Origin of the sequence: Inquilinus limosus (assembly GCF_051487185.1) — a bacterium.
Lineage (GTDB): Bacteria > Pseudomonadota > Alphaproteobacteria > DSM-16000 > Inquilinaceae > Inquilinus > Inquilinus limosus_F.
Map to the genome: position 1 here is coordinate 99,874 of NZ_JAHVDK010000019.1, position 23,357 is coordinate 123,230.

Annotated in this window: 23 protein-coding genes; 6 read left to right on the plus strand and 17 right to left on the minus strand. The window is 71.0% G+C overall.

Annotated elements, in window-relative coordinates:
- Positions 1 to 19: 19 nt before the first annotated feature.
- From KXR53_RS21565 to KXR53_RS21575, 3 genes are read right to left on the minus strand one after another with little or no spacing between them, the layout of a single operon-like run.
- The gene (locus KXR53_RS21565; RefSeq protein WP_437377329.1) at positions 20 to 1,285 is read right to left on the minus strand and encodes an ABC transporter substrate-binding protein; all 1,266 of its coding nucleotides are present in this window, start codon (positions 1,283 to 1,285) and stop codon (positions 20 to 22) included.
- 33 nt (positions 1,286 to 1,318) lie between these two features.
- Positions 1,319 to 2,932, minus strand: coding sequence for an FAD-dependent oxidoreductase (locus KXR53_RS21570; protein WP_437377330.1), 1,614 nt, complete (start codon positions 2,930 to 2,932; stop codon positions 1,319 to 1,321).
- Positions 2,929 to 3,966 carry a LacI family DNA-binding transcriptional regulator gene (locus KXR53_RS21575; protein ID WP_437377331.1) on the minus strand — a complete coding sequence of 346 codons (1,038 nt, stop codon included), beginning with the start codon at positions 3,964 to 3,966 and terminating at the stop codon, positions 2,929 to 2,931. The genes KXR53_RS21570 and KXR53_RS21575 overlap by 4 nt, the downstream gene beginning before the upstream one ends.
- A 173-nt stretch (positions 3,967 to 4,139) precedes the next feature.
- Here KXR53_RS21575 and KXR53_RS21580 point away from each other — a divergent pair, with 173 nt between their 5' ends.
- The gene (locus KXR53_RS21580; RefSeq protein WP_437377332.1) at positions 4,140 to 4,601 is read left to right on the plus strand and encodes a GNAT family N-acetyltransferase; all 462 of its coding nucleotides are present in this window, start codon (positions 4,140 to 4,142) and stop codon (positions 4,599 to 4,601) included.
- 8 nt (positions 4,602 to 4,609) lie between these two features.
- Here KXR53_RS21580 and KXR53_RS21585 read toward each other — a convergent pair whose 3' ends face one another.
- From KXR53_RS21585 to KXR53_RS21600, 4 genes are all read right to left on the minus strand, one after another.
- Complete coding sequence (locus KXR53_RS21585) at positions 4,610 to 5,362, minus strand: SDR family NAD(P)-dependent oxidoreductase (RefSeq protein WP_437377333.1); 753 nt, start codon at positions 5,360 to 5,362, stop codon at positions 4,610 to 4,612.
- A gap of 168 nt (positions 5,363 to 5,530) precedes the next feature.
- Positions 5,531 to 6,553 (minus strand): hydroxyacid dehydrogenase, encoded by a 1,023-nt coding sequence (locus tag KXR53_RS21590; RefSeq protein ID WP_437377334.1) that lies wholly within the window; start codon positions 6,551 to 6,553, stop codon positions 5,531 to 5,533.
- Positions 6,554 to 6,588: 35 nt separating this feature from the next.
- A complete protein-coding gene (locus KXR53_RS21595) occupies positions 6,589 to 7,314 on the minus strand; it encodes an SDR family oxidoreductase (RefSeq protein WP_437377335.1) in 726 nt (241 codons plus the stop codon).
- The gene (locus KXR53_RS21600) at positions 7,314 to 8,366 is read right to left on the minus strand and encodes a LacI family DNA-binding transcriptional regulator (RefSeq protein WP_437377336.1); all 1,053 of its coding nucleotides are present in this window, start codon (positions 8,364 to 8,366) and stop codon (positions 7,314 to 7,316) included. The genes KXR53_RS21595 and KXR53_RS21600 overlap by 1 nt, the downstream gene beginning before the upstream one ends.
- Before the next feature lie 220 nt (positions 8,367 to 8,586).
- Here KXR53_RS21600 and KXR53_RS21605 point away from each other — a divergent pair, with 220 nt between their 5' ends.
- Genes KXR53_RS21605 through KXR53_RS21620 form a run of 4 tightly spaced genes read left to right on the plus strand, consistent with a single transcriptional unit; the run spans position 8,587 to position 12,534 of the window.
- Entirely contained in the window at positions 8,587 to 9,879 is a 1,293-nt protein-coding gene (locus KXR53_RS21605; protein WP_437377337.1) for an ABC transporter substrate-binding protein, read from the plus strand.
- Positions 9,876 to 10,784, plus strand: a complete 909-nt coding sequence (locus tag KXR53_RS21610) for a carbohydrate ABC transporter permease (RefSeq protein ID WP_437377338.1) — start codon at positions 9,876 to 9,878, stop codon at positions 10,782 to 10,784. The genes KXR53_RS21605 and KXR53_RS21610 overlap by 4 nt, the downstream gene beginning before the upstream one ends.
- Positions 10,781 to 11,680, plus strand: coding sequence for a carbohydrate ABC transporter permease (locus tag KXR53_RS21615; RefSeq protein ID WP_437377339.1), 900 nt, complete (start codon positions 10,781 to 10,783; stop codon positions 11,678 to 11,680). The genes KXR53_RS21610 and KXR53_RS21615 overlap by 4 nt, the downstream gene beginning before the upstream one ends.
- 17 nt (positions 11,681 to 11,697) lie before the next feature.
- A complete protein-coding gene (locus KXR53_RS21620; RefSeq protein WP_437377340.1) occupies positions 11,698 to 12,534 on the plus strand; it encodes a sugar phosphate isomerase/epimerase family protein in 837 nt (278 codons plus the stop codon).
- Positions 12,535 to 12,548: 14 nt separating this feature from the next.
- On the opposite strand, the gene KXR53_RS21625 is transcribed toward KXR53_RS21620, so the two are convergent.
- The 7 genes from KXR53_RS21625 to KXR53_RS21655 form a co-directional block, all read right to left on the minus strand.
- Complete coding sequence (locus KXR53_RS21625; RefSeq protein WP_437377341.1) at positions 12,549 to 13,571, minus strand: LacI family DNA-binding transcriptional regulator; 1,023 nt, start codon at positions 13,569 to 13,571, stop codon at positions 12,549 to 12,551.
- Between the two features lie 63 nt (positions 13,572 to 13,634).
- Entirely contained in the window at positions 13,635 to 14,648 is a 1,014-nt protein-coding gene (locus KXR53_RS21630) for a deacylase (RefSeq protein ID WP_437377342.1), read from the minus strand.
- 53 nt (positions 14,649 to 14,701) lie between these two features.
- The gene (locus KXR53_RS21635) at positions 14,702 to 15,493 is read right to left on the minus strand and encodes a transporter substrate-binding domain-containing protein (RefSeq protein ID WP_437377343.1); all 792 of its coding nucleotides are present in this window, start codon (positions 15,491 to 15,493) and stop codon (positions 14,702 to 14,704) included.
- A gap of 32 nt (positions 15,494 to 15,525) precedes the next feature.
- Entirely contained in the window at positions 15,526 to 16,254 is a 729-nt protein-coding gene (locus tag KXR53_RS21640) for an amino acid ABC transporter ATP-binding protein (RefSeq protein ID WP_437377344.1), read from the minus strand.
- Positions 16,241 to 16,891, minus strand: a complete 651-nt coding sequence (locus KXR53_RS21645) for an amino acid ABC transporter permease (RefSeq protein WP_437377345.1) — start codon at positions 16,889 to 16,891, stop codon at positions 16,241 to 16,243. The genes KXR53_RS21640 and KXR53_RS21645 overlap by 14 nt, the downstream gene beginning before the upstream one ends.
- Before the next feature lie 11 nt (positions 16,892 to 16,902).
- Positions 16,903 to 17,571: an amino acid ABC transporter permease gene (locus tag KXR53_RS21650; RefSeq protein WP_437377346.1), complete on the minus strand. Its 669-nt coding sequence runs from the start codon at positions 17,569 to 17,571 to the stop codon at positions 16,903 to 16,905.
- 55 nt (positions 17,572 to 17,626) lie between these two features.
- The gene (locus tag KXR53_RS21655; protein ID WP_437377347.1) at positions 17,627 to 18,934 is read right to left on the minus strand and encodes an amino acid deaminase; all 1,308 of its coding nucleotides are present in this window, start codon (positions 18,932 to 18,934) and stop codon (positions 17,627 to 17,629) included.
- Positions 18,935 to 19,042: 108 nt separating this feature from the next.
- Between KXR53_RS21655 and KXR53_RS21660 the strand changes: the two genes are divergently transcribed.
- The gene (locus KXR53_RS21660) at positions 19,043 to 19,948 is read left to right on the plus strand and encodes an amidohydrolase family protein (protein ID WP_437377348.1); all 906 of its coding nucleotides are present in this window, start codon (positions 19,043 to 19,045) and stop codon (positions 19,946 to 19,948) included.
- On the opposite strand, the gene KXR53_RS21665 is transcribed toward KXR53_RS21660, so the two are convergent.
- The 3 genes from KXR53_RS21665 to KXR53_RS21675 are packed head-to-tail and all read right to left on the minus strand — an operon-like array spanning position 19,945 to position 23,335.
- Complete coding sequence (locus KXR53_RS21665; protein ID WP_437377349.1) at positions 19,945 to 20,898, minus strand: ABC transporter permease; 954 nt, start codon at positions 20,896 to 20,898, stop codon at positions 19,945 to 19,947. The genes KXR53_RS21660 and KXR53_RS21665 overlap by 4 nt on opposite strands.
- Entirely contained in the window at positions 20,895 to 21,836 is a 942-nt protein-coding gene (locus KXR53_RS21670) for an ABC transporter permease (protein ID WP_437377350.1), read from the minus strand. Before KXR53_RS21670 ends, KXR53_RS21665 begins: the two co-directional genes overlap by 4 nt.
- Positions 21,833 to 23,335 carry a sugar ABC transporter ATP-binding protein gene (locus KXR53_RS21675; RefSeq protein WP_437377351.1) on the minus strand — a complete coding sequence of 501 codons (1,503 nt, stop codon included), beginning with the start codon at positions 23,333 to 23,335 and terminating at the stop codon, positions 21,833 to 21,835. The genes KXR53_RS21670 and KXR53_RS21675 overlap by 4 nt, the downstream gene beginning before the upstream one ends.
- Positions 23,336 to 23,357 lie beyond the last annotated feature (22 nt).

Genomic DNA, 23,357 nt, shown 5'->3' on the forward strand with positions numbered 1-23,357 from the left:
GAGGTCCGTGCCGCCATCGTCAGCGCGCCAGCAGCGGCCGGATGCGGCCGCAGACCGCCTTCAGCGCGGCGTCGACATCGGCGTCGGGCTGCCACAGGGCGTCCAGCCCGGCCCGCACCACCTGGGCGATCTGGGCGTTGCCGGTGTGGCTGGGCTTCACCGCCCCGATCTCGATCCCGCGCACCACAACCGCCTCGATCTGCCCCGGCTTCAGCATCGGATTGGCCTTGGCCAGGAGATCGACGACGAGCTGGCTCTTGCGCGGCGGTGGGAAGAACTGCGCCAGCTTCGCCGAATTCTCCGGATTGGTCAGGAAAGCCAGGAAGTCCGCGGCGGTTTCCGCGTTCGGCCCCGCCTTGAACACGCCGATGCCGGCCTGGCCGATCACCGCATATTCGCCGGCCGGCCCCTTCGGCAGCGGCACCAGGTCCCAGGCGAAGGCGCCGTCCTTCAAAAGCGCCGCCCGGCTGATCTGGGTGATGGTCATGGCGGCGTCGCCGGCGAAGAAATCGGCCGGCGCGCCTGGACCCGGCATCGCCTGATCGGTGAACACCGCCTTGTGCAGAAAGCGCATCGCCTCCGCCATCTGCGGCTGGTCGAAGCCGCAGGCCTTGCCATCCGCGCTCCAGGGTGCGGCGCCCCAGCCGTTCCAGACGGTGGCCAGATTGTCCCACAGCTTGTAGTCGAAGTCGCGGACCACCAGCCCGGCCTTGCCGGTCTTGGCATGGACGGCGGCCGCGTCGGCGATGGCGCTGTCCCAGCTCCACTCCCCCGCCGCGATCCGCTCCGCCGGCGCCTTCACCCCGGCCTGCTTCAGCAGGTCGAGATTGACGAAGACGCCGAAGGGCGAGGTCGAGAACGGATAGGCGTAGAGCACGTCGTCCTGCCGCCACAGCGCGGTGGCGCTGGGCAGCAGGTCGTCATAGCCGTAGCCGGGCGTCGCGCGCAGGATGTCCTGCAGCGGTAGGAGGACGCCGGAGGAGACGAAGTCCGGCGCCGAATTCTCGAAGATCCAGGCCAGGTCCGGGGCGTTGCCGCCGGCGATCTGCGTGGTCAGCGCCGTGGTGTAGCCGTCGAAGGGCAGCGTCTCGAAGGTGATCGACGCCACCTCCGGATGATCCTTGCGGTACGCGGCGGCGATGTCGTCCAGCAGCTGCAGATGCGCCTTGTTGCCGGTCCAGACCGTCATCCTGAGCGCGATGCCCTCCGCCTGGGCCGGGGCGCCGACCGCGGCAGCGAGGAGGCCGGCCGCGGCCATGGCGAAGATGCGCTGTCTGAGCCTCATAACGTCCTCCCCTTGTGTCTTCGTTCGGTCGGGTCAGTAGCCGGCGACCTCCGGCCAGCGCAGTTCCACCCCCTGCCCTTCCAGCCGGGCCTGGAAGGCGGCCAGCCGGTCCGGTCGTGCCCGCACCGCGCGCGGCGGCAGGTCGTGCCGCAGGCACCAGGCGGCGAGATGGCCCGCCACCTCGCCGATGTTCCATTCCACCGGATGCAGGCGGTAGCAGCCATTGGTGATGTGGGTGGTGCCGATCGCCTTGCCGGCCGGCAGCAGATTCTCCATCCGCCGCGGCAGCAGGGCGCCGAGCGGGATCTCGAACGGGCAGCTGCCGACATCGATGTAGTTGTCGCCGCCGGTCGAGGGATGCAGGTCGATCCGGTACATGCCGACGCCGACGGAATCCGGGTAGCGCACCGCGCCCCGGGCGCCGCGAACCGCCAGGGACAGGTCCTGCTCCACCACCGTGGTCTCGGCGCGGATGCGGCGGGATTCGCGGATGTAGGGCGCCTGGGCCAGGCCGTCGAGCGTGCCGGTGACGTCGCTGCGCAGCCGCAGGCCCGGGAAGCCGGCGCCGCCGTCCGGCCGCGGCGCCTCGGTCTGCAGCCAGTAGAGGACGCAGCGCGACAGCTCCTCGGCACCCTTGAGGTGGCGCTGCGCCTCCTCCTGCGGCACCTCGAACACCGGCCCCTCGAAATAGTCGATCATCGGCCAGTTCACGAGGGTGATGTCGCTGGCATAGGCGCCGTCGGTGAAGTTGCGGCGGGCAGCGATGCGCCGGAAGGTCCAGAGGTTGCCGTCGCCCGGGTTCAGCCGCTGGTCGGCGTTCACCGCCAGCGGGTCGTCGCCCGGGTTCGGGGTGAAGCTGCGCTCGACGAACTCCAGCGTGCGCGGATGCGGCGACCGCCAGCCGAGCAGCGGCCCGCCCCAGAAAGACGGCCGGTAGTCGCGCCAGAAGGCGTAGTTCGCCGGCCGGTCGATGACGTGGCTGCCGTCGACATGGTCGATGGCGAAGCAGATCGACACCGCCTGCATGTTCAGCGGCTGGGCGGTCTCCGGCGCGCTGGGCTCCCCCGTCTCGGCCCGGGATTCGAAGCCGGTGACGTATTCGGTGCCGGTCAGCGGCAGGAGGGCGCCGGTCTCGGTCGCGTCCAGCACATAGCGGCCGCGGGCGACGATGTCCGGCCCGCCGTCACGATGCGCCAGGCGGACCGCGCGCACCCGGTCGCCCTCGACATCGGCCGCCACCGGCCGATAGGGCTGCAGCACCTTGAGACGGCCGGAGCCGCGCCAGGGCGCCAGCATCGCCTCGATCACCGCCAGGCCCACCCGCGGCTCGTGGCACAATCGGCTGACCCAGCCGGCGCCCGGGTTCAGGTCGCGCCAGGCGCGCGACCGCTCGGTCAGCGGGTAGTGGCGGCGGTAGTAATCGCGGATGCCGTCGCGCAGCGCCCGATAGCTGGCAGTGACGCCGAAGCGCTCGACCCAGGAATGCTCGTCGGGCGGCACCGCCTGGCTGGTCAGCTGGCCCCCCAGCCAATCGTATTCCTCGGTCAGGATCACCGAGCAGCCGGACCTGAGCGACGCCGCTGCCGCAGCGACGCCGCCCAGGCCGCCCCCCACCACCAGTACATCCGCATCGAATTCCAGGGTCATGCCCGCCGTCCCTTCCGCTTGCCGGGTGCCGGGCCCAGGGTCTGCCCCTCGGCCAGCTCGCAGGGCAGCAGCCGCTGCCGCCCCTCCTCCTCGCCGTTCATCACCAGGGTCAGGATCTCGACCGCCTGCCGTCCCATCTCCTCGCGCGGGATGCGGAAGCAGGTGAAGTCGACATCGGTCGCGACCGGCCGCGTCGGGTTGCCCAGCGCGATCAGCGACAGGCCGTCCGGCACCGCCACGCCGCGGTCGCGGGCTGTCCGCTCCAGCACCACGGCGTCGGCCTGGTCCTCGATCAGGGCGCAGGTGGCACCGGCATGCAGCAGCCCGTCCACGATCTCGCCGGGATCGCGGCCCTCGCCGGGCTCATGTACCCAGTCCACCTCCGTCTCCTCGACCGCAAAGCGGAAGCCGGCCCAGCGGTCGTCGGAGGATTCGGCGCCGCCGGCGGGGCCGACGAAGGCCAGGCGGCGGTGGCCGAACGCCACGGCCTGCCGCACCAGCGCCGCGGTGGCGGCGACATAGTCGGCGCCGACATAGGGAACCGGCCCGCCGGCATCGTCGCGGCGGCCGACGGCGACGAAGGGGTAACGATCGGCGACCAGCCGGGCCAGCTCGTCCCGATCCAGCGTGCGGCCCAGCAGGATGCAGCCATCGGCCAGGCGCAGCCGGTTGTTCTCGTGGAAGATCCGGCGGCGCCCGTCGGCCACCGGCGCGCTGGTGAACAGCAGCAGGTCGTAGCCGAACCGCTCCGCCGCCCCTTCGATGCCGAGCATGAAGGGGGTGTAGAAATCGGCCTGCAATGTCGGGAAGACCGGCTCGTAGGTGAAGACGCCGAGCAGATGGTTGCGCCGCCCGACCAGTTGCCGCGCCGCCGGATCGGCGACATAGCCGGTTGCGCGGATCACCTGCATCACCCGCTCTCGCGTCTGATCCGGAATCCGCGCCGAACCGTCGCCGCGCCAGTTCAGCACCAGCGATACCGTCGCCTGGCTGACCCCCGCCAGCCGTGCGATATCCCGCTGCGTCAGCCGCACGCCTCCTCCCGACATCGCCTCGCCGCGATAATACGTATTATCAGGAACGATAGCGGCATCCCGCTCCCGGGTCAATCGGCCGGATCCGGTCCGCACATCGAGGCAGGCCGAACCAGACGCTGCCCGGAGGCGCTTGGCTTCCGGCGGACGGGCGGAACCGGCATCATGGTTCGATGAAGACTCGTCCGCTCCAGATCGTCGACGTCGACGGCGGCACGGCCGATCTGGCCGTCGCCCTGCTGGCGCGCTTCTTTCGCGAGGAGGGATTCGCCACATCCGACTCCGTGATCGCCCGCAGCGTCCGGGATATGATCGTGGACCCGCATCACTGGGTCGGGCTCGCCCGGCTCGACGGGACGGCGGTCGGCGTCGTCACCGTCACGACCATGATCTATGTGGAGGGCGGCCGCCTCGGCGAGATCGGCGATCTGTATGTCCTGCCGACCGCGCGGCGAAAGGGTATCGCGGCCGCCCTGATCGCCGCGGCCACCGCCAAATGCACGGTGATGGGCTGTTCGGAGGTCTTCGTGATGGTCACCCCGGACGGCGAAGCCCGGCACGGGCTGGAACGCTTCTATTCCCGCTTCGGCTTCGCGTGGGACGGCCGGAGGCTGCTGTCCCGGCGCCTCGGCTGATCTTCGCGTCAGAACCCGAGCCCGCCATTGATCTGCAGGATCTCGCCGGCGAGGAAGGAAGCTCGGTCCGAGGCCAGGTACAGCACCGCCTCGGCCACATCCTCCGGCGTGCCCTCGCGGCGCAGGGGCGTCCGCTCCACCACTGCGGCCCGGCCCTGCGGGGTATTGAAGACGTCGTGGAAGCGGGTGCCGATCAGCCCGGGGGCGACACCGTTCACCCGGATGCCGAGCGGTCCGACCTCCTTGGCCAGGGCGCGGGTGTAGGTCGCAACCGCCCCCTTGGTCGCGGCGTAGTGCGAGGCGCCGGGGCCGCCGCCGTCGGAGGCGGCCAGCGACGACATGGTGACGATAGCGCCTGTGCGGCGCGGCTCCATCGAGCGCAGCGCCGCCTGGCAGCACAGGAAGGTGCTGGTCAGGTTGACCGCGATCGCCCGGTGCCAGAGGTCGAGCGGCGTGTCGACGCAGCGGCTGCGCTGCAGCAGGCCGCCGGCATTGGCGAAGAGGACGTCGAGCGGCCCGAGCTCCCGCTCCGTCCGGGCGAAGACCTCCGCCACCTCCTCCGGCCGGGTCAGGTCGGCCTGCAGCGCCAGGGCCTTCGTGCCGTCCTTCGACAGCTCCGCCGACAGTGCCGCCGCCTCGTCCCGGCTGGTGGTGTAGGTGAAGGCGACCCTGGCGCCGGCCTGGGCGAAGGCGCGGGTCGTCGCCCCGCCGATACCGGAGGCACCGCCGGTGACGAGCACGACCTTGTCCTGGAAGCTCATGGAAGATCCTTTCGGTGGGCGGCAGTGAGGCCGAGACACGGCATGTCCATGCCTGAACCGTCATTGCGAGGAGGCGAAGCCGACGAAGCAATCCAGGGGCCACGCCAAACGGCCCTGGATTGCTTCGCTGCGCTCGCAATGACGGCTCTTTTCATGGGTCTGCCAGCGTTACGCCATCGTCGCGAGCATCGCCGGCGTTACCCGGTGGCGCAGCGGCTCTCCGGCCAGGAAGCGGCAGATCTCGTCGACCGTGGTCGCCCCCTGCCGCCGGTGCGAATCCGCGCTGTGGCCGGCGGCATGCGGCGACAGCACGACATTCGGCAGGCCGCGGAACGGGCTATCGGCTGGCAGCGGCTCCTGGTCGAAGACGTCGAGCGCCGCGGTGAAGCGGCCGGTGCGCAGGGCGGCCAGCAGCGCCGCCTCGTCGATCAGCGCCGAGCGGGCGGTGTTGATGAACAGGCAGCCGTCGCGCAGCCGGGCGAGCTGGGCCGCGCCGATCATGTGCCGCGTCTCCGGCAGCGCCGGCGCGTGCAGCGAGACGATGTCCGAGGCGCCCAGCAGATCGTCGAGGCCGGCGCGCTCGACCCCGAGCTCCGCCGCCTTTTCGGCTGAAAGATAAGGGTCGGAGACCAGGATGCGGGCGCCGAAGGCCCTGAACAGCCGGATCACCAGCCGGCCGACATAGCCGGCGCCGACGATGCCGACCGTCTGCGCCCCCAAGAGCCGGCCGAGACAGCGCCGGCGCAGCTCGAACCAGTCCTCACCAGCCTTCATCCCGGAGTCGTGCCGGTGCGGCTCGCGCAGGATCGACAGGCATTGGGCGATCACGAACTCGGCCACCGATTCCGCGATGTTCACCGCGGCATGAGAGACCTGGATCCGGCCGCTCTCGATCGCCGCGGCGGGCACCAGGCGGCGGACGCTGCCGGCGGAATGGGCCACCAGCGCGAGGCCCGGCCGGGCCGCCAGCACTTCGTCGCCGATCGGCGGCGTGCCCCAGCCGGTCAGCGCCGCGACGGCGCCGTCGAGCAGCCGGGGCAGATTGTCCGCGGTCAGCTCGCCCGGCCCTGGCGCCCGTACCGTGGCGGCGGCCGCGAGCCTCTCCTCCGCCTCGGGCGGGATCATCTGCGCCCGCATCTCCGGCGTCAGCAGCAGAGCCACCACCGGCTGTTGTCCCGGTCCTGTCGACATCGGCGATCCGCTCCCTCCGGTTTGTTTCTCTGCCGTCAGCTCCGGCTCGGCTGCAGCACGATCTCGGCGACATGGGCGCGCGGCGGCAGCGCCATGACGAACAGGCAGGCGGCGGCGACATCCTCCGGCTGCAGCGCCGCCCGGCGCGCCTCCGGCGGCACCGGCACCGGGCGCTTGTCGAGCAGCGGCGTGTCGGTCATGCCGGGCAGGATCACGGTCAGGCGCAGGCCGTTCTCCCGCTCCTCCTCCATCACCGCATGGGACAGCGCCAGCACCCCGGCCTTGGCCGCCTGATAGGCGGCGCCGGAACGGTCGGGCTTGCGCGCCGCGACCGAGGAGATGTGGATGATCAGCCCCTGCTTGCGGCGGCGCATGCCGGGCACGACGGCACGGGTCAGGTTGAAGGCGGCGTTGAGGTTGACGTCGACCATGCCGGCCCAGATGTCCGGCGTCAGCTCGCCGAAGGCCCGGCGGACGATGTTGGTGCCGACCGAGTTGACCGCGATGTCGATGGCCCCGGCATGCGGCGCTAACGCCACGTCCAGCGCGGCCGCATCGGTGGCATCCGCCGCGACCACGGCGGCCGGTCGGTCCGGCGCAATATTGCGGATCTCCGCCGCCACGGCGTCCAGCCGCGCCCGGTCGCGGCCGAGCAGCAGCAGCGAGCCGCCCTCCCGCGCCGTGGCCAGCGCCGTCGCCCGGCCCATGCCGCTGCCGGCGCCGGCGACCAGGATCGTCCGGCCGGAAAGCACACCCGCCATCATCGGACTCCTTGCTTCGGCGGCGCCGTCGAGGCCCGCACGATCAGCTGCGGCATGGCGCTGACATGCGCCTCCTGCCCCGCATCGGTGCCTTCAAGCACCCGGATCAGCGCCCCGACCGCCGCCTCCGCCATCGGGGCCAGCGGCTGGCGCACCGTGGTCAGCGCCGGATGCGCGATCGCCGCCAGATCGATGTCGTCGAAGCCGACGATCGAGAGGTCGCCGGGGATCGAGGCGCCGAGGTCTCGGGCGCCGGCATAGGCGCCCATCGCATACATGTCGTTGACCGTCAGCACCGCGCTCGGCGGGTCGTCGCGGCTGAGCAGCTCGCGGATGCCGATGCGGCCGAGCTCCGGCCCCTCGGTGTCGCCGTAGCCGCCGATGCCGGCGCCCTGCCAGACCAGGCCGGGGTCGAGCGCGAGCCCCGCCTTCGCCATCGCCGCCCGCAGCCCCTCGAGCCGGCCCACCCGGCTCGCGGTCCGGATCGGACCCGAGAGGAAGCCGATGCGGCGGTGGCCGATGCCGATCAGGTGCTGCCCGGCCAGCCGGGCGCCGAGCTCGTTGTCGACGCTGACGCTGCAGGCCACCACCTCCTCCGCCCCCTGGCCCTTGCGGTCGAAGGCGGCGACCACCAGGCCGCGGCGGGTCAGATGGGCGATGTGGTCGAAGGACAGCGGCGAGGAGCTGAAGATGACGCCGCGCACGCCCGAGGCCAGCAGCGTCTCGGCATAGCGGGCCTCGAGCTGCGGGTCGCGCTCGGCATTGCAGAACAGCACCTTGTAGCCGAGGGCGGTGGCCGCGCGCTCGACCTTGTGCGCCAGCGCGCCCCAGAACGGGTTGGCGACCGAGGGCACGATCAGCCCGATGGTCCGGTTTCGGCCGGACTTGAACTGCTGGGCCAGCGCGTTGGGGGTGTAGCCGAGCTCCTCGATCGCCCGCAGCACCCGTGCCTTTGTCTCGGCCTGCATGCGGTCGTGCCGGCCGTTCAGCACGTTCGACACCGTGCTGGCCGAGACGCCCGCCGCCCGCGCCACGTCGAGAATGCTCGCCACGATCCCTTGAGCCTACCCGTTCAGTACAACGTTTTATCACGAATAGCGCCGGCCCGGCGCCGCTGTCAAACGGCCGATCAGCGGATCAGGTGAAAGCTGCGAAAAGTCTCCGTGTTGACTCACTCGGCGATGTTGGTGTTACGTTGCACCAACCGAGCATCAACGAGCCGGTCATGGCGAGGGCGCGGCAAGCGCCCCGCCGCTCAGGGGAGGACCCGACATGTCCAGGAGACTCAATCGACGCGACGCCCTGCGGCACGGCGGTGCGCTGCTGGGAGGAATGGCCCTGGCGGGCCTTGCCCCCCGCGCGTTCGCCCAGGCCCCGGCCCGCATCCGCTTTGGCGGCTATGTGGAGTCGCAGGAGCAGCTGAAGCAGACGCTGGCGACGCTGCAGGCCTATACCGACCGCAATCCGGGGGTCGAGATCGTCCCGGAATTCACCAGCTTCAGCGCCTTCACCGACAAGCTGGCGACCGAGGCCGCAGGCGGCAACGCGCCCGACATGTTCAGCGTCAATGTCGATCTTCTGGGCGAATATGCCCGGCGCGGGGTGCTGACGCCGCTGAACCCGTGGATCCCGAAGCCGCTCGACCTGTCCGACTATGTCGACGGCGCAATCAAGGCCGGCACGCTGAAGGGCCAGCTCTACGCCGTGCCGAACGATTGCATCGCCCCGGCGATCACGCTCAAGCCCGGCGTGTTCGAGGAGTCGGGCGTGCCCCTGCCCGACCAGATGTGGACCTGGGAGCAGATGGCCGAGACGGCGGTCGCGATCAGCAAGGAGAAGGGCCCGCGCTTCTGGGGGCTGGAGGATGCGGGGGCGAACTACATCCCCTGCGACATCTTCCTGCGCAGCCGCGGCAAGTCGATGTTCACGCCGGAGCGGCAGTTCGGCTTCGGCCGCGAGGACATGGCCGAATGGTTCGCCTATTGGGCCCGGCTGCGCGAGGCCGGCGGCGTCCCGCCCGGCGAGGTGCAGGCGCTGGCAACCGGCGACGACCTGGCCCTGACCGGCCTGATCTCCGGCCGCACCGCGATGTTCCCGTCGCTGACCGACAACTTCACCGGGCTGCAGGCACTGACCGAGGACGAACTGGCGCTGCACATGCTGCCGAACGGCTTCCAGGGCGGGACGCTGGAGCAGCGCCACTACACCTATGCCGGCAACTCCACAGGCCTCTGGTCGAAGTCGCCGCACAAGGACCGGATGATCGACATCATCCACTTCATGCATTTCGAGCCGGCGGGGATCGAGCTGTACTACCGCGGCAGCGGCATGGTGCCGGCCTCGAAGTCCGGGCGGGCCGCGCTGGCGAAGGAGGGCACCGACGCCGACCGCAAGATCCTCGCCTATATCGACCTGCTGCAGCAGAACCCGGCGCCGCCGCGCTATCCGGGTGTGACCGGGATGTCGGGCATGCTGCGCCGCGCCAATGAGGCTGTGGCCTTCGGCAAGATGACGCCGCAGCAGGCCGCGGACCAGTTCATCGGCGAAGCCAAGGCGCGGCTGTGAGGCGGCGGGGCGTCGGCACCACGGCGGAGCAGAACGGCGCCGCCTTCCTGTTCCTGGCGCCGTGGATCGTCGGCGCCCTGTGCCTGACGCTGGGGCCGATCCTGGCGTCGCTGTACCTGTCCTTCACCAGCTACGACCTGTTCAACCCGCCGGCCTGGGCCGGGCTGCACAATTACCAGCGGCTGCTGTTCGAGGACCCACGGTACCTGCAGGCGGTCAAGGTCACCTTCAGCTACGTGTTCCTGTCGGTGCCGCTGAAGCTGGCCTTCGCCCTGGCCGTGGCGGTGATGCTGAACCGGGGCATCGCCGGGCTCGGGATCTATCGCGCCGTCTACTACCTGCCCTCGCTGCTGGGCGGCAGCGTGGCCGTCGCTATCATGTGGCGGCAGATCTTCAGCTATGACGGGCTGATCAACCATGTGCTGCTGTGGTTCGGCATCGACGGGCCGAGCTGGATCTCCAACCCGGATACCGCGCTCTACACCCTGGTCAGCCTGGCGGTGTGGCAGTTCGGGTCGCCGATGATCATCTTCCTGGCCGGCCTCAAGCAGATCCCGCAGGACCTGTACGACGCCGCGGCGGTGGACGGCGCGGGACCCGTTACCCGCTTCTTCCGGATCACCTTGCCGCTGCTGACGCCGATCATCTTCTTCAACTTCGTGATGCAGATGATCGGCGCGTTCCAGGCCTTCACCCCGTCCTTCATCATCAGCAACGGCACCGGCGGGCCGGCGGATTCGACGCTGTTCTACACGCTCTATCTCTATGAGCAGGGCTTCACCCATTTCCAGATGGGCTACGCCTCGGCCATGGCCTGGATCCTGGTCGGCATCATCGCGACGGCGACCGCGGTCGCCTTCCTGTCCGCCCGCTGGTGGGTGCATTACGGGGACGAGGAGCGATGACGGCGGCGCCGGCGCGGGACGAGGGGCGGATGGCGGCGGGCTCGCAAGGGCTGCCCTTCTGGCTGGCCGACGTCCGGCCGAAGCGGATCCTGGTGCATCTGGCGCTGATCGCCGGCGCCGTGGTGATGATCTATCCGCTGCTGTGGCTGGCCAGCAGCTCGGTCAAGCCGTCGACCCTGATCTTCTCCGACCCCGGCCTGTGGCCGGCCAGGCTGCGGCTGCAGAACTACGCCGACGGCTGGCGCGGCGCCGCCCTGCCCTTCAGCGTGTTCTTCGGCAACTCCTTCATCATCTCGGTGCTCGCCGTCATCGGCAACGTCCTGGCCTGCAGCCTGGTGGCCTACGCCTTCGCCCGGCTGAACTTCCGGTTCAAGCGCACGCTGTTCGCGCTGATGTTGGGCACGATCATGCTGCCGCTGCACGCGACGCTGATCCCGCAATATGTCCTGTTCCTCAAGCTCGGCTGGGTGAACACGATCCTGCCTCTCGTCGTGCCGAAGTTCCTGGCCGCCGACGCCTTCTTCATCTTCCTGATGGTGCAGTTCATCCGCGGCATCCCGCGCGAGCTGGACGAGGCCGCGGCGATCGACGGCGCCGGGCCGTTCCGGATCTACCGGTCGATCATCCTGCCGCTGATGAGCCCGGCCCTGGTCACCACCGCGATCTTCTCCTTCATCTGGACCTATGAGGATTTCCTGACGCCGCTGGTCTACCTGACCGACATGGCGTCCTACACCGTGCCGCAGGGGTTGCGGCTGTTCATGGCCTCGACCGGCGTCTCCGCCTGGGGGCCGATGCTGGCGATGTCGCTGCTGTCGCTGGTGCCGCTGTTCGTCCTGTTCCTGGTCTTCCAGCGCCGGCTGATCGAGGGCATCGCCACCACCGGCCTGAAATGACAGCCTTCGGAGGAGAGATGGCCGAGACGATCCTGATCGTGTTCACCAAACCCTGGACCTGTCCGCTGCCGCAGCTGGCCGACACGGTGGCGGAGCTGGGCCTGCAGGGCGTGGAGCTGCCGGTGCGCCCCGGCTATCAGGTGACGCCGGAGACGGTGGCGACAGGCCTGCCGGCCGCGGCGCGTACTTTGGCCGAGCGCGGCCTCGAGATCCGCAGCGTCGCCGGGCCGATCGACGAGGCCACCATCGCCGCCTGCGGCGAGGCCGGGGTGCCGATCATCCGCATCTGCGTGGCCGTCGACATGGCGATCGGCTTCCGCGCCACGGTCGAGGCGTATCGCCGGCAGTTCGACGCGCTGATCCCGGCGCTGGAGCGCCACGGCGTGACCATCGGCATCCAGAACCATTCCGGCCTGCAGATCGGCAGCGCCGCGGGGGTGCTGCACCTGATCGAGCCCTACGACCCGAGGCATGTCTGCGCTGTGCTGGACATGGCGCATTGCGCCGTGGCCGGCGAGCCGACGGCGCTGGCGGTCGACATTCTGGCCGACCGGATGCGCGGCCTGGCCAATTTCAAGAGCGCCTATCACCGCCGCGTCAACGGGCCGGAGGAGGAAGCGGTGTACAAGGTGCACTGGACCACGCATCAGCACGCCGGCTATTCCTGGCGCGAGTACGTGCGGTGCCTGCGGCAGATCGGCTTCTCCGGCGCCTTCTGCCTGCCGGCCGAGTACAGCCATCCGAGCGGCCAGGGCCAGCGCATGGGCGATGACGTGCTGCCCTTCCTGCGCAGCGACATCGCCTTCCTGAAGGCATTGCTCGCCGAACAGGGCTCCGCCGGCGCCGTGGCGTAGGACGCCGGCCTTCCCTACCCGCTGGCCCGGACCACGAGGCTGATGTCGACCAGCTCGATGCTGCGCTCCGGCCTTTCCCCGCCGAGGCGGGTGAGCAGCATCCGCCCGGCGCGCCGGCCGATGTCCTCGCTGTCGATCCGCACCGTCGTCAGCCCCGGCTCCAGCTCCTCCGCCATCTCGATGTCGCCGAAGCCGGCCAGGGCGAGGTCGCCCGGCACGACGATACCGCGGCGCCGCGCCTCGAACAGCGCTCCGATCGCCAGCAGGTCGTTGCCGAAGAACGCCGCGTCGAAGCGCTCGCCCAGCTCCAGCAGCGCGGCCATCGCGCGGCGCCCCTCGGCCAGGCCGGCCGGACCGTCCACCGGCAGCTCCGCCGCCGGCCGCAGCCCGTGCTTGGCCAGTCCTTCCCTGAAGCCCTGCAGGCGCAGCACGCCGCGCCCGCCGCCGCGGCCGACATAGGCGATGCGGCGATAGCCGCGCTCGCCGAAATGCTCGCCGACCAGCCGCCCGCCATCGAAGTTGGAGAAGCCGACCAGCATGTCGATCGGATCCTGCGGATAGGCCCAGGTCTCCATCACCGGCACGCCGAGCGAGCGCAGGAACTCGCGGTTCTCCTCCAGCTCGATCACCCCGGTGAACAGCACCGCCGCCGGGCGGAGGTCGCGCAGCGACTGGATCATCGCCGTCTCGCGCGCATAGGAATAGGCGGTCTCGCCGATCATCACCTGGTAGCCGGCCGGCTCCAGCACACCGGCGCAGGCCTGCACGGCGCGGGAGAATTGCGGATTGGCGATGTTGGAGACGAAGGCGGCGACGATGGTCGACGCTGCCGCACCGGGCCGGCCGCCGGAGCGGAGGCGGATCGCGTCCTGGTTCGGGGCGTAGCCGGTCTGCTCGATCGCGGCCAGGATACGGCGGCGCTTCTCCTCCGCCACCTTCTCCGGCTGGCGCAGCGCGCGGGACACGGTGATCGGGGAAACCCCGGCGATCCGCGCGACATCGTCGATGCGGGGCGGCCGCTTCTCCGAATCCGTCATCCGTTCCTCTCCGTCCGGCCCCGCTTCGTCCTTATGCGGCGCGAGGTCATGCCTACGCGCCGCTCATTGGCCGGCGTCCAGCACCTCGGCCACCTGCATCAGACAGTCGCCCGGTTCGCACCGGCTGTGCAACCGCTGCGAGATCACCACCCCGGCTTCGGCGAAGCGCAGCGGCGCCTCGGCCATCTCCAGCCGGTCGAGGTCGTGATACCAGCCGGCCAGATCGCCCGCCGCGACCTCGGTGCCCGGTTCGACCGCCGGCTCGAACCAGCCGGGCGCCGTGGCGTAGATCGCCTGGCTGTGCCGGGCCAGGGACAGAAGCCGCATCGGTCCCGCCGCGGGCGCCGGGCCCAGCAGCGGCGCGTCGATCACGCCGAGCGCCAGCAGCAGCGCGTCGATCGCGGCCGAGGCGCCGCGCATGGTCGCCGGCGTCACCGTGCCGCCGCCGCCGAACTCGCCGGACAGGCCGATCGCCCCGGCCCGCGCCGCGGCGCCCATCGAGGTCGGCGCCGCCGGCCCGTTGTCGGCGATGAAGCCGTAGGGCAGGCCGAGGGCCCGCATCAGCGCCACCGCCCGCTCCTGCCGCTGCGGATCCGCATGCCGCTCGATCAGGGCGCAGGGCAGATGCGCCATCGAGGTGCCGCCGGAATGCAGGTCGAACACCACGTCATGGCGCGGGAACAGCTCATGCTCGAGGAAATGGGCGATGCGCTGGGTCGGGGTGCCGTCCGGATCGCCCGGGAAGGCGCGGTTGAGATTGCCGCCGTCGAGCGGCGAGCAGCGCTTGGACGCCCGCACCGCCGGCGCATTGGCCATCGGCAGGATGGTGACCGCGCCGCGCATCCGGGCCGGGTCCAGCCGGCGGATCAGCCGGGCCAGGGCGAATTCGCCCTCGTATTCGTCGCCATGGTTGCCGGCCATCAGCAGCACGCGCGGCCCGTCCCCGTTCCGGATCCGCGCGACCGGGACCTTGACGTGGAAATAGGGCGACCGGTCGACCGAGAAGGGCAGGCCCAGATGGTCCAGGATCTTGCCGTCGGCGTCGAAATCGATGGTGTGGAACAGACCCGTATGCATCTCGGTCCTCGGGGCGCGGGGGATGCCGCCGCCCGTGGGACGGCGGCGAAGGTTCACATCAAAGGCAATTGCTGCGCCTTGCCGAACCAGGTGGTCTGCAGCTTCGCCAGCTTGCCGTTGAGGCGGTTGTAGTAGAGAAAGGTGTTGATCCAGTTCAGCAGGTCCGGCTGGCCGTGCGGGATCACGACATGGGCGGGGGACTGGCGGATCAGGAACTTCAGCTCCACCTCCTTACCCGGATTCTGCTGCGACACGGTGCGGGCGATGGCGCTGTTCTCGGCGAACATCTCGGCCTGGCCCGACAGATAGGCGGCGACAGCCGAGGGCGCGTCCTCGAACCGGACATAGCTGGCGTCCGGCGCGTTCTCGGTCAGCCATAGGTCCAAGGTCGTGCCTTTGGCGACCGCGATGCTGTGGCTGGCGAGGCCCTTGGGATCCTCGGTCGCCGGAATGGCCTTCGGCCCGTAGACGCCGAGGTCGACCGCGGCATAGGGCTGCGAGAAGGAGACCTGCTGCGCCCGTTCCGGCGTGGCGCCGGCGGCGGCGATCAGCACGTCGACCTTGTCGGCCAGCAGGCTGGGGATGCGGCTGGCGCCGGTGACCTGCACCAGTTCCAGCTCGACGCCCATATCGGCGGCCATCAGCTTGGCGAGGTCGATGTCGAGGCCCGCCGCCTCGCCCTTGTCGTTCTTGAAGCCCCAGGGCGCCACGTCCATCAGCACCCCGACCCGCAGCTTGCCGGCGTCGAGCACGTCCTGCAGCTTGTCGGCATGGGCCGCGGTGGGCAGAGCGAGGGCCGCCACCGCCACCGCGGCGGCGAGCAGGCGACGCATGGTCGTGATCATGGGAAAGCCTCCTTCTGTTCGATTGTTCGGGGTCACTGCACCGAGCCGATGAAGCTCCTCAGCTCCGGCGTCTGCGGGTCGCCGAAGATCCGGTCCGGCGGCCCCTCCTCCCAGACCCGGCCCTGATGCATGAAGACGATCTTGGTCGCGACGTTGCGGGCGAAGCCCATCTCGTGCGTCACCAGGATCATGGTCATGCCCTGGCGCGCCATCTGCTCCATCACCCGCAGCACCTCGCCCACCAGCTCGGGGTCGAGGGCGGAGGTGACCTCGTCGAACAGCATCAGCTGCGGCGACATGGCCAGGCACCGGGCGATGGCGACGCGCTGCTGCTGGCCGCCCGACAGCCGCTCGGGCCAGGCGTCGATCTTGTCGGCCAGGCCGACCCGGCCCAGCACCTCTTCCGCCAGCGCCCGCGCCTGGTCCTTGCGGATCCGGCCGGTCAGGATCGGCGCCAGGGTGACGTTGCGCTCGACCGTCAGATGCGGGAACAGGTTGTAGCTCTGGAACACGATGCCGACGCGCTGGCGCAGCGCCCGCAGGTCCTTCATCCCGGCGCGGACCGGCCTGCCCTCGATCCGCACCTCGCCCTCCTCGATCGTCTCCAGCGCGTTGATGCAGCGCAGCAGCGTCGACTTGCCGGAGCCGGAGCGGCCGATGATGGTGACGATCTCGCCCTCCTCCACATCCAGCGAGACGCCCTTCAGCACCTCGATCGGGCCGAAGCGCTTCCGCAGGTTTCGGACTTCAACCAGCGCCATTGAGACGGGCCTCCAGCGAGCGCGACCAGGTGGTCAGGGGGAAGCAGATCGCGAAGTAGATCGCGGCGACGACGGTGTAGGTCAGCAGCGGCTGGAAGGTGGCGGCGCTGGCGATCTGCCCGGCCCGCGCCAGCTCGACGAAGCCGACGACCGAGGCCAGCGAGGTGTTCTTCACCAGCTGCACCAGGAAGCCGACCGTGGCCGGCAGAGCGATGCGGAAGGCCTGCGGGCCGACCACCCAGCGGAACTGCTGCCACTTGGTCAGGCCGAGGCATTCCGCCGCCTCCCACTGCGCCGGCTTCACCGCCTCGATGCCGCCGCGCCAGATCTCGCCCAGGAACACGGCGGTCCAGATCGTGTAGGCGACGGCGACCGCGACCAGGGCCGGCACGTCGACGCCGAGGAACACCGGCATGCCGAAGTAGAAGAACATCAGCAGGCCCAGCAGCGGCACGCCCTGGACCGCCTGCAGCAGCAGCGCCGCGATCCAGCGCGGCAGCGCCGCCCGCCCGGCGCGGATCACGGCGAGGCCCAAGGCGAGCGGCCCGCCGCAGCCGAGCGCGATCAGGGCCAGCGCCACCGTCCATTGCAGGGCGGAGAGAAGCGACAGCAGGTCGCCGGCGGAGAAGACGCGCATCCCGCCCTCCCCTAGCGCCGCAGCGGCCAGCGGAAGGCCAGCCGGCCGACCGCCGCGAACAGCGCCTTGAAGGCGACGACCATCGCCAGATACACGACGCAGACCACGGCATAGACCTCGAAGCTGCGGAAGCTGCGGCTCTCGACGAAGCCGGCGGTGTGGAACAGCTCCTCCGCCGAGACCTGAGAGGCGAGCGAGGAGCCGAGCAGCAGCAGCACGAACTGGCTGGTGATCGATGGGTAGACGTTGCGAAGCGCCGGCGGCAGCACGACGTGGCGGAAGACCTGCCAGCGCGTGAGCCCCAGGCAGGACGCGGCCTCCACCTGGCTGCGGTGGACCGAGTCGAGCCCCGACCGCACGATCTCGGTGGCATAGGCGCCGAAATAGAGGCTGAGCGCCACCGCCGCGGCCTCGAAGGGCGGCAGCTTCAGCCCCATCCCGGGCAGGACGAAGAAGATCAGGAACAGCTGGATCAGCGCCGGGGTGTTGCGGATCAGCTCGACATAGGCGCGGACCAGCAGGCGCACCGGCCGGGGGCCGTGGCGCAGCGCCAGCGCGCCGGCGACGCCGATCGCGAGGCCGGCCGCGGCGGCGATCGCGGTCAGCAGCAGCGTCATCAGGGCGCCGTCCAGCAGCTGCCCCTCATAGCGCCAGAGCGGCCGGAAGTTCAGGCGGTCCATGACAACGTTGTCTTTTCAATGCGCGAAGACACGATGGCGGCAATCATGGGCCGGATCAGCCGAAGCAGGTGGGATAGGCGGCGCGGACCCGGCCCTGGCGGTCGATGCCCCAGATCACGCGCCAGCGGTCGAAGCAGGTGCAGGGATGGGAGATGCCGAATTCGATCACGTCGCCGACCGCGACCGGGCTGCCGGGGCCCAGCGCCAGGAAGCAGTGCTGGTCGTTCAGCTTCATCACCCGCGCCGCCTCCGGCCCGGCGAAATCATGCACCGCCCAGCCGTCGCGGTGCAGGCGCAGCGGCAGCGGCAGGTCCTGGTCGTGGGAGACGTCGCGCATGCCCATGCCGCAGATGGCGAGGCCGGGCTCGGGCCGCGACAGCACCTCGGCCCAGATCCGCAGCGCTGGTCGGAACCCCGCCGCCGCACTCACCACCTCGCCGCCGAGGCGGAAGCCCTGGCGGTCGTCGAGCGCCATCAGGCCGCGGCGATAGAGACCGTGATCGTGGAAGAAGATCGCGCCGCTGCGCAGCACCAGCCGGGCCCGGCTGTCGCCGGCGGCCACGGGGCCGAGATGCTGCACCACCAGGTCGAAATAGGTGGAGCCGCCGGCGGTCAGGATCAGCGGCGCCTGCGGGCCCACGGCCGCGCGGACCGTCCGGAAGACCTCTGCCGCCAGTTCGGCGAGATCGGAGATCGCCGCCCTGGTCCGATCCGGATCGGTGCTTGCCGCGGCGCCCTCATAGGCGCCGACGCCGGCCAGGCGCAGCCGTCCCTCGCTGGCCTTCACCGCGGCGATCACCCGCTCCGCCGCCGCCAGGTCGCGGGCGCCGGCGCGGCCGGCCCCGACCTCGACCACCACCGGCAGCGGCGCCAGCCGCGCCTCGTGCCAGGCGGCGTCCAGCGCCGCCGCGGCCTCGGGGGAATCGGCGAAGGCGTAGATCTCGGCCCGGGGATAGGCCTCGTGCAGCCGGGCCAGGCGGCGCGCGCCGCCCGGGCCGCCGACCTGGTTGGCCAGGATCAGCCGGTTCAGCCGGGCGCGCAGCATCACCGCGGCCTGGCGGATGTCGGCCACGGTCGTGCCCCAGGCGCCGGCCGCGACCAGCGAGGCCGCCAGCGCCGGCGCCATCGGCGTCTTGGCATGCGGGGCGATCGCCGCCCCTTGCTCCGCCACATAGCGCAGCATCAGCGCGCGGTTGGCGGCGAAGGCATCCTCGTCCAGGGTCAGCACCGGCAGCGACATGGTGCCTTCGGCCGGGTGCCAGCCCTGCGCCGCCACCTCGTCCAGCGGGATCGGCCCGGCGCCCGGGGGCACGCCCCGGATGCCGTCATGCAGCATGTCCTGCTCGATGATCCCGTCGGCCACGATCGACGCCCCTTCCCTGTCCTTGGGCTTTCTTAGACGGCAGCGGCGGGCTATCTGTCAAGACAACGTTATCATCGAGCAGGACGGATATCCTGCGGGAGAGGCTTCGTGACCCAGCCCTATGACGGCCCCATCGTCGACGCGCACCATCACCTCTGGGATCTCTCCATGAATCGCCATCCCTGGCTGCGCCCGGTGCAGGAGATGGTGTTCGGAGACACCGGGCCGCTGCGCCGGAACTATCTGCCGGCGGATTACCGTGCGGATGCCCGGAACCAGCCGGTAGTCGCGACCGTGCATATCGAGGCCGGCTGGGACCCGGCCGACCCGGTGGCGGAGACGGAGTGGCTGGAGACGCTGGACAAGGCGGACGGCATCGCCGCGCGCTATGTCGCCCATGTCCCGCTCGAAGCGCCGGATGCGGCGGCGCTGATCGAGCGGCAGGCGGCCTTCCCGCGCGTCGTCGGCATCCGCGATATCCTGAGCTGGCATCCCGACCCGGCGCGCAGCTTCGACAGCCGGCCGGACCGGATGGACGACCCGGCCTGGCGCCGCGGCCTGGCCCGGCTGGCCGGGCACGGCCTTTCGTTCGATCTGATGATCTATCCGGGCCAGATGGCGGATGCGCTGCGGCTGGTGCGCGACTTCCCGGACCAGGTCTTCGTCCTGAACCATTGCGGCAGCCCGGCCGACCGCGACCCCGAGGGCATGGCCCGCTGGCGCGCCGGCCTCCTGGCACTGGGCCGCGAGCCCAATGTCCATCTCAAGATCTCGGACCTCGTGGCCTATGACCATGACTGGACGCTGGAGAGCCTGCGCGCGGTGGTGCTGGCCTGCATCGACGCATTCGGCCCCGGCCGGTCGCTGTTCGCCAGCGACTTCCCGGTGGCTGGGCTGCACGCCTCCTTCGACCAGGTCTGGGACAGCTTCAAGGCGATCACCGCCGGCTTCACCCCGGGCGAGCAGCGGGCGCTGTTCCACGACAACGCCCGCCGGCTCTACCGGATCGACTAACGCCGCGCTTCGCGGCCGGACAGCAGCAGCAGGCCCAGGATCAGCCCGCCGAACAGGATGCTGCGCCAGCCGGGCGAGGCGTTCACCACGGTGATCAGCGCAGTGATGGTGACCAAGAGGATCGCCCCGGGGATGGTGCCGGCATAGGTGCCGCGCCCGCCCAGGATCGAGGTGCCGCCCAGCACCACCGCGGCGATCGAGGTCAGGAGGTACGGGTCGCCTATGCCGACGTAGCCCTGCCGGTTCATGCCCAGCACCAGCACTCCGGCGACGCCCGCCGTCAGCCCGCTGATTGTGTAGAGCAGCACCGTCGTCCGACCGATATCGACGCCGGACAGCCGCGCCGCGAGAGAGCTGGTGCCGAGGGCGAAGATCCGGGCGCCCATGGCCGTGCGGTGCAGGAACACCAGCACCGTGGCCGAGACCACGAGCCACAGCAGGATGCCGACCGGCACCCCGGCCGGGCGGGCGGAGCCCAGCCATTCCACCACCGGGTTGCGCACGGTGACGGCGCTGCCGCCGGCGACGATCACCAGCACGCCCTGCAGCAGCGTCGCCATGGCCAGCGTCATGATCAGCGGATGCACCCTGAGGGCCGCTATGCCGAGGCCGTTGAGGAAGCCGATCACGGCCGCGACCAGCAGCGTCGCCGCCACCCCGACCAGCCCGGTCGGGTCCCAGGCCACCGAGAGCAGCGGCAGCAGGATTGCCGTCACCGTGATCACCGCGCCGACGGCGAGGTCGATGCCGCCGCCGATCACCACCAGCGTCTGCCCGGCGGCGACCAGGCCGATCACGGCCGCGAGCTCCAGCAGATAGCGCAGATGGCCGTAGGCGCCGAAGCCGCGGGTGGCGAGGCTGGCGACGATCCAGACCGCGATCACCACCAGCCAGGCCAGCACCGCCTTGTGCCGCAGGATCGCGGGCAGCCGCGCGGCGATCGCGCTCATGCCCGCCTCCAGCGGATCTGCGGCAGCGCCACGGCGCCGACGATGATCAGCCCCTGGGCCACGTACTGCGCCACGGGCGGAAAGCCGAGGAAGAACATGACGTTGATCATGACGCTGAGCAGCAGGCTGCCGGCCAGGGCGCCGCGCATGGTGCCGACCCCGCCGAGGAAGCCGACCCCGCCCAGCACCGCCGCGGCGATCGAGTTGAGGGTGAAAGGCGTGCCGATCACCGGGTCGCCGGAGCCCGTCTGCGCCGCCACGAACAGTCCGGCCAGCGCCGCCAGCATGAAGCTGACGGCATAGGCCACGATCTTGGCGAGGTCGACCGGCACGCCGGAGCGGTAGGCGCCGACCGGGTTGTCGCCGGCAGCGTAGAGGCCGAGGCCGATCGGCGTCGCCAGATACAACTTCCAGCCGAGGGCGAGCAGCACCAGCAGCAGCGCCGCCACCGGCTGATGGCCCGCCAGCAGCTCGGACAGCCAGTCCGGCACGTCGCCGCCCGGCCGCGGCAGCACCAGCAGCGCCGCGCCGCCGAGGATGAAGGACCCGGCCAGGGTGACGATGATCGCCGGCAGCCGGAAGAAGGCCACGATCGCCCCCGCCCCGGCCCCGACCGCGAGGCCGATCGCGGCCACGGCCAGCGCCCCGCCGGCCACGCCGAGCATCCCGTCGAAGCTGGTGGCGGCGACCACGGCGCCGAGGCTGACCATGGCGCCGACCGCGAGATTGATGCCGCCGGTCAGCATGATCATCGCCTGGGCCATGGCGACCAGCGCCAGCGGGAACCAGTTCTGGGTGAACTTGGCGACGCCCTCGATGCTGACCAGCCCCGGGAACAGCGCGACATAGAGCGCCAGGAACAGCGCCACGATCAGGTACAGCCCGCGCAGTCCCTGGTGCCGACGGCCCTGGATGGCCCGGTAGAGCGCCGCGCTCATGCCGCCAGCCCCGGCGCCGCGACGCCCATGGCGGCGCCGACGATCGCCTCCTCGCTGATGCCCGGCCGCTCCAGCGTCGCGACGGTGCGGCCGGCGAACATCACCACCACCCGGTCGCAGAGATGGACCAGCTCGGGCGTGTCGGAGCTGAGCAGCACGACCGCCTTCCCCTGCGCGGCGAGCGCCCGCAGCATGACGTAGATCTCCCGCTTGGTCTCGACATCGACGCCCCGCGTGGGGTCGTTCAGCAGCAGCACGCGGGGCATCAGCGGCAGCCATTTGGCCAGCGCCACCTTCTGCTGGTTGCCGCCTGACAGCGCCTGCACCGGCCGCGCCGTGTCGCCCTTGATGGTCAGGCGCTTCGCGAGATCAGCCACGGTGGCAGCCTCCCCCGCCCGATCGCGCAACCCGCGCGCCGGCCCCGCCAGGGTCGGCAGCAACAGGTTGAAGGCGATGCTGTGCGGCAGCAGCAGCGCCTCCTTCTTGCGGTCGGCGGGGATGTAGGCCAGCCCCGCCGCCGTTGCCTCGGTCACCTTGGCGAAGGGTCGGTCGGCCCCGGCGATGCGCGCGGCATCGGCCGCCGCCGGCAGGGCGCCGACGAGGCCGAGCAGCAAATCCTCCTGCCCCTGCCCGACCAGCCCGCCGATCCCGACCACCTCGCCATAGCGCACGGTCAGGTCGACCTCGCGCGCCACGCCCGCCCGGAACCCGTGGATCTCGATCGCGGTCTCAGCCTGGGTATTGGGCTGCCAGGCCGGGAACAGGTCGCCCGGGTCGCGCCCGACCATCAGCCGCACCAGCCCTTCCGGGTCGACCCCGGCCAGCGGCCGGTCGGCGGTGCGGGTGCCGTCCTTCAGCACGGTGGCATAGTCACAGAGGTCCAGCACCTCGTTCAGCCGGTGCGAGATGTAGAGGATGGCCACGCTCTCGTCGCGCAGCCGCCGGACCAGCCGGGCCAGGGTCTGCGCCTCATGCGCCGACAGCGAGGAGGTCGGCTCGTCCAGGATCAGCACCCGCGGCTTGCGGTAGAGGGCCTTGGCGATCTCGACCATCTGGCGGCGGCCCAGCGACAGGGCGTCGACCGGCAGGTCCAGCGGCTCGTCCAGCCCGACCAGCTCGCAGGCAGCGCGAGCCCGCGCCGCCAGAGTGCGATAATCGATCAGCCCGAGCCGCCGCGGATAGGCGCCGAGGCCGATATTCTCGGCGATCGACAGGTGTGGCGCCAGGCTCAGCTCCTGCTGCACCACGGCGATGCCGGCGCGCTGGGCCTCGCGCGGGGTCAGGTGGCCGGCGCCGCGGCCGTCGACCGTCAGCGACCCGCCATCCGGCCGCAGCGCCCCCGACAGGATGTTGATCAGGGTCGACTTGCCGGCCCCGTTCTCGCCCAGCAGCGCATGAACCCTGCCCGGGTGCAGCGCGATCGAGACCTCGCGCAGCACTGGGTTGCCGAAGAAGGCCTTGGACACGCCTTCGGCGGCGAGGATGGGCGACGCCGTCACGGCGCCGCCCCTGCCTTGGAGA

Coding starts and splice junctions, on each gene's coding strand:
- KXR53_RS21565 (WP_437377329.1), bottom strand. CDS start 1,285: ATGAGGCTCAGACAGCGCATCTTCGCCATGGCCGCGGCCGGCCTCCTC.
- KXR53_RS21625 (WP_437377341.1), bottom strand. CDS start 13,571: ATGACGGATTCGGAGAAGCGGCCGCCCCGCATCGACGATGTCGCGCGG.
- KXR53_RS21580 (WP_437377332.1), top strand. CDS start 4,140: ATGAAGACTCGTCCGCTCCAGATCGTCGACGTCGACGGCGGCACGGCC.
- KXR53_RS21585 (WP_437377333.1), bottom strand. CDS start 5,362: ATGAGCTTCCAGGACAAGGTCGTGCTCGTCACCGGCGGTGCCTCCGGT.
- KXR53_RS21640 (WP_437377344.1), bottom strand. CDS start 16,254: ATGGCGCTGGTTGAAGTCCGAAACCTGCGGAAGCGCTTCGGCCCGATC.
- KXR53_RS21570 (WP_437377330.1), bottom strand. CDS start 2,932: ATGACCCTGGAATTCGATGCGGATGTACTGGTGGTGGGGGGCGGCCTG.
- KXR53_RS21590 (WP_437377334.1), bottom strand. CDS start 6,553: ATGTCGACAGGACCGGGACAACAGCCGGTGGTGGCTCTGCTGCTGACG.
- KXR53_RS21605 (WP_437377337.1), top strand. CDS start 8,587: ATGTCCAGGAGACTCAATCGACGCGACGCCCTGCGGCACGGCGGTGCG.
- KXR53_RS21670 (WP_437377350.1), bottom strand. CDS start 21,836: ATGAGCGCGGCGCTCTACCGGGCCATCCAGGGCCGTCGGCACCAGGGA.
- KXR53_RS21650 (WP_437377346.1), bottom strand. CDS start 17,571: ATGGACCGCCTGAACTTCCGGCCGCTCTGGCGCTATGAGGGGCAGCTG.
- KXR53_RS21665 (WP_437377349.1), bottom strand. CDS start 20,898: ATGAGCGCGATCGCCGCGCGGCTGCCCGCGATCCTGCGGCACAAGGCG.
- KXR53_RS21615 (WP_437377339.1), top strand. CDS start 10,781: ATGACGGCGGCGCCGGCGCGGGACGAGGGGCGGATGGCGGCGGGCTCG.
- KXR53_RS21645 (WP_437377345.1), bottom strand. CDS start 16,891: ATGCGCGTCTTCTCCGCCGGCGACCTGCTGTCGCTTCTCTCCGCCCTG.
- KXR53_RS21630 (WP_437377342.1), bottom strand. CDS start 14,648: ATGCATACGGGTCTGTTCCACACCATCGATTTCGACGCCGACGGCAAG.
- KXR53_RS21635 (WP_437377343.1), bottom strand. CDS start 15,493: ATGATCACGACCATGCGTCGCCTGCTCGCCGCCGCGGTGGCGGTGGCG.
- KXR53_RS21620 (WP_437377340.1), top strand. CDS start 11,698: ATGGCCGAGACGATCCTGATCGTGTTCACCAAACCCTGGACCTGTCCG.
- KXR53_RS21595 (WP_437377335.1), bottom strand. CDS start 7,314: ATGGCGGGTGTGCTTTCCGGCCGGACGATCCTGGTCGCCGGCGCCGGC.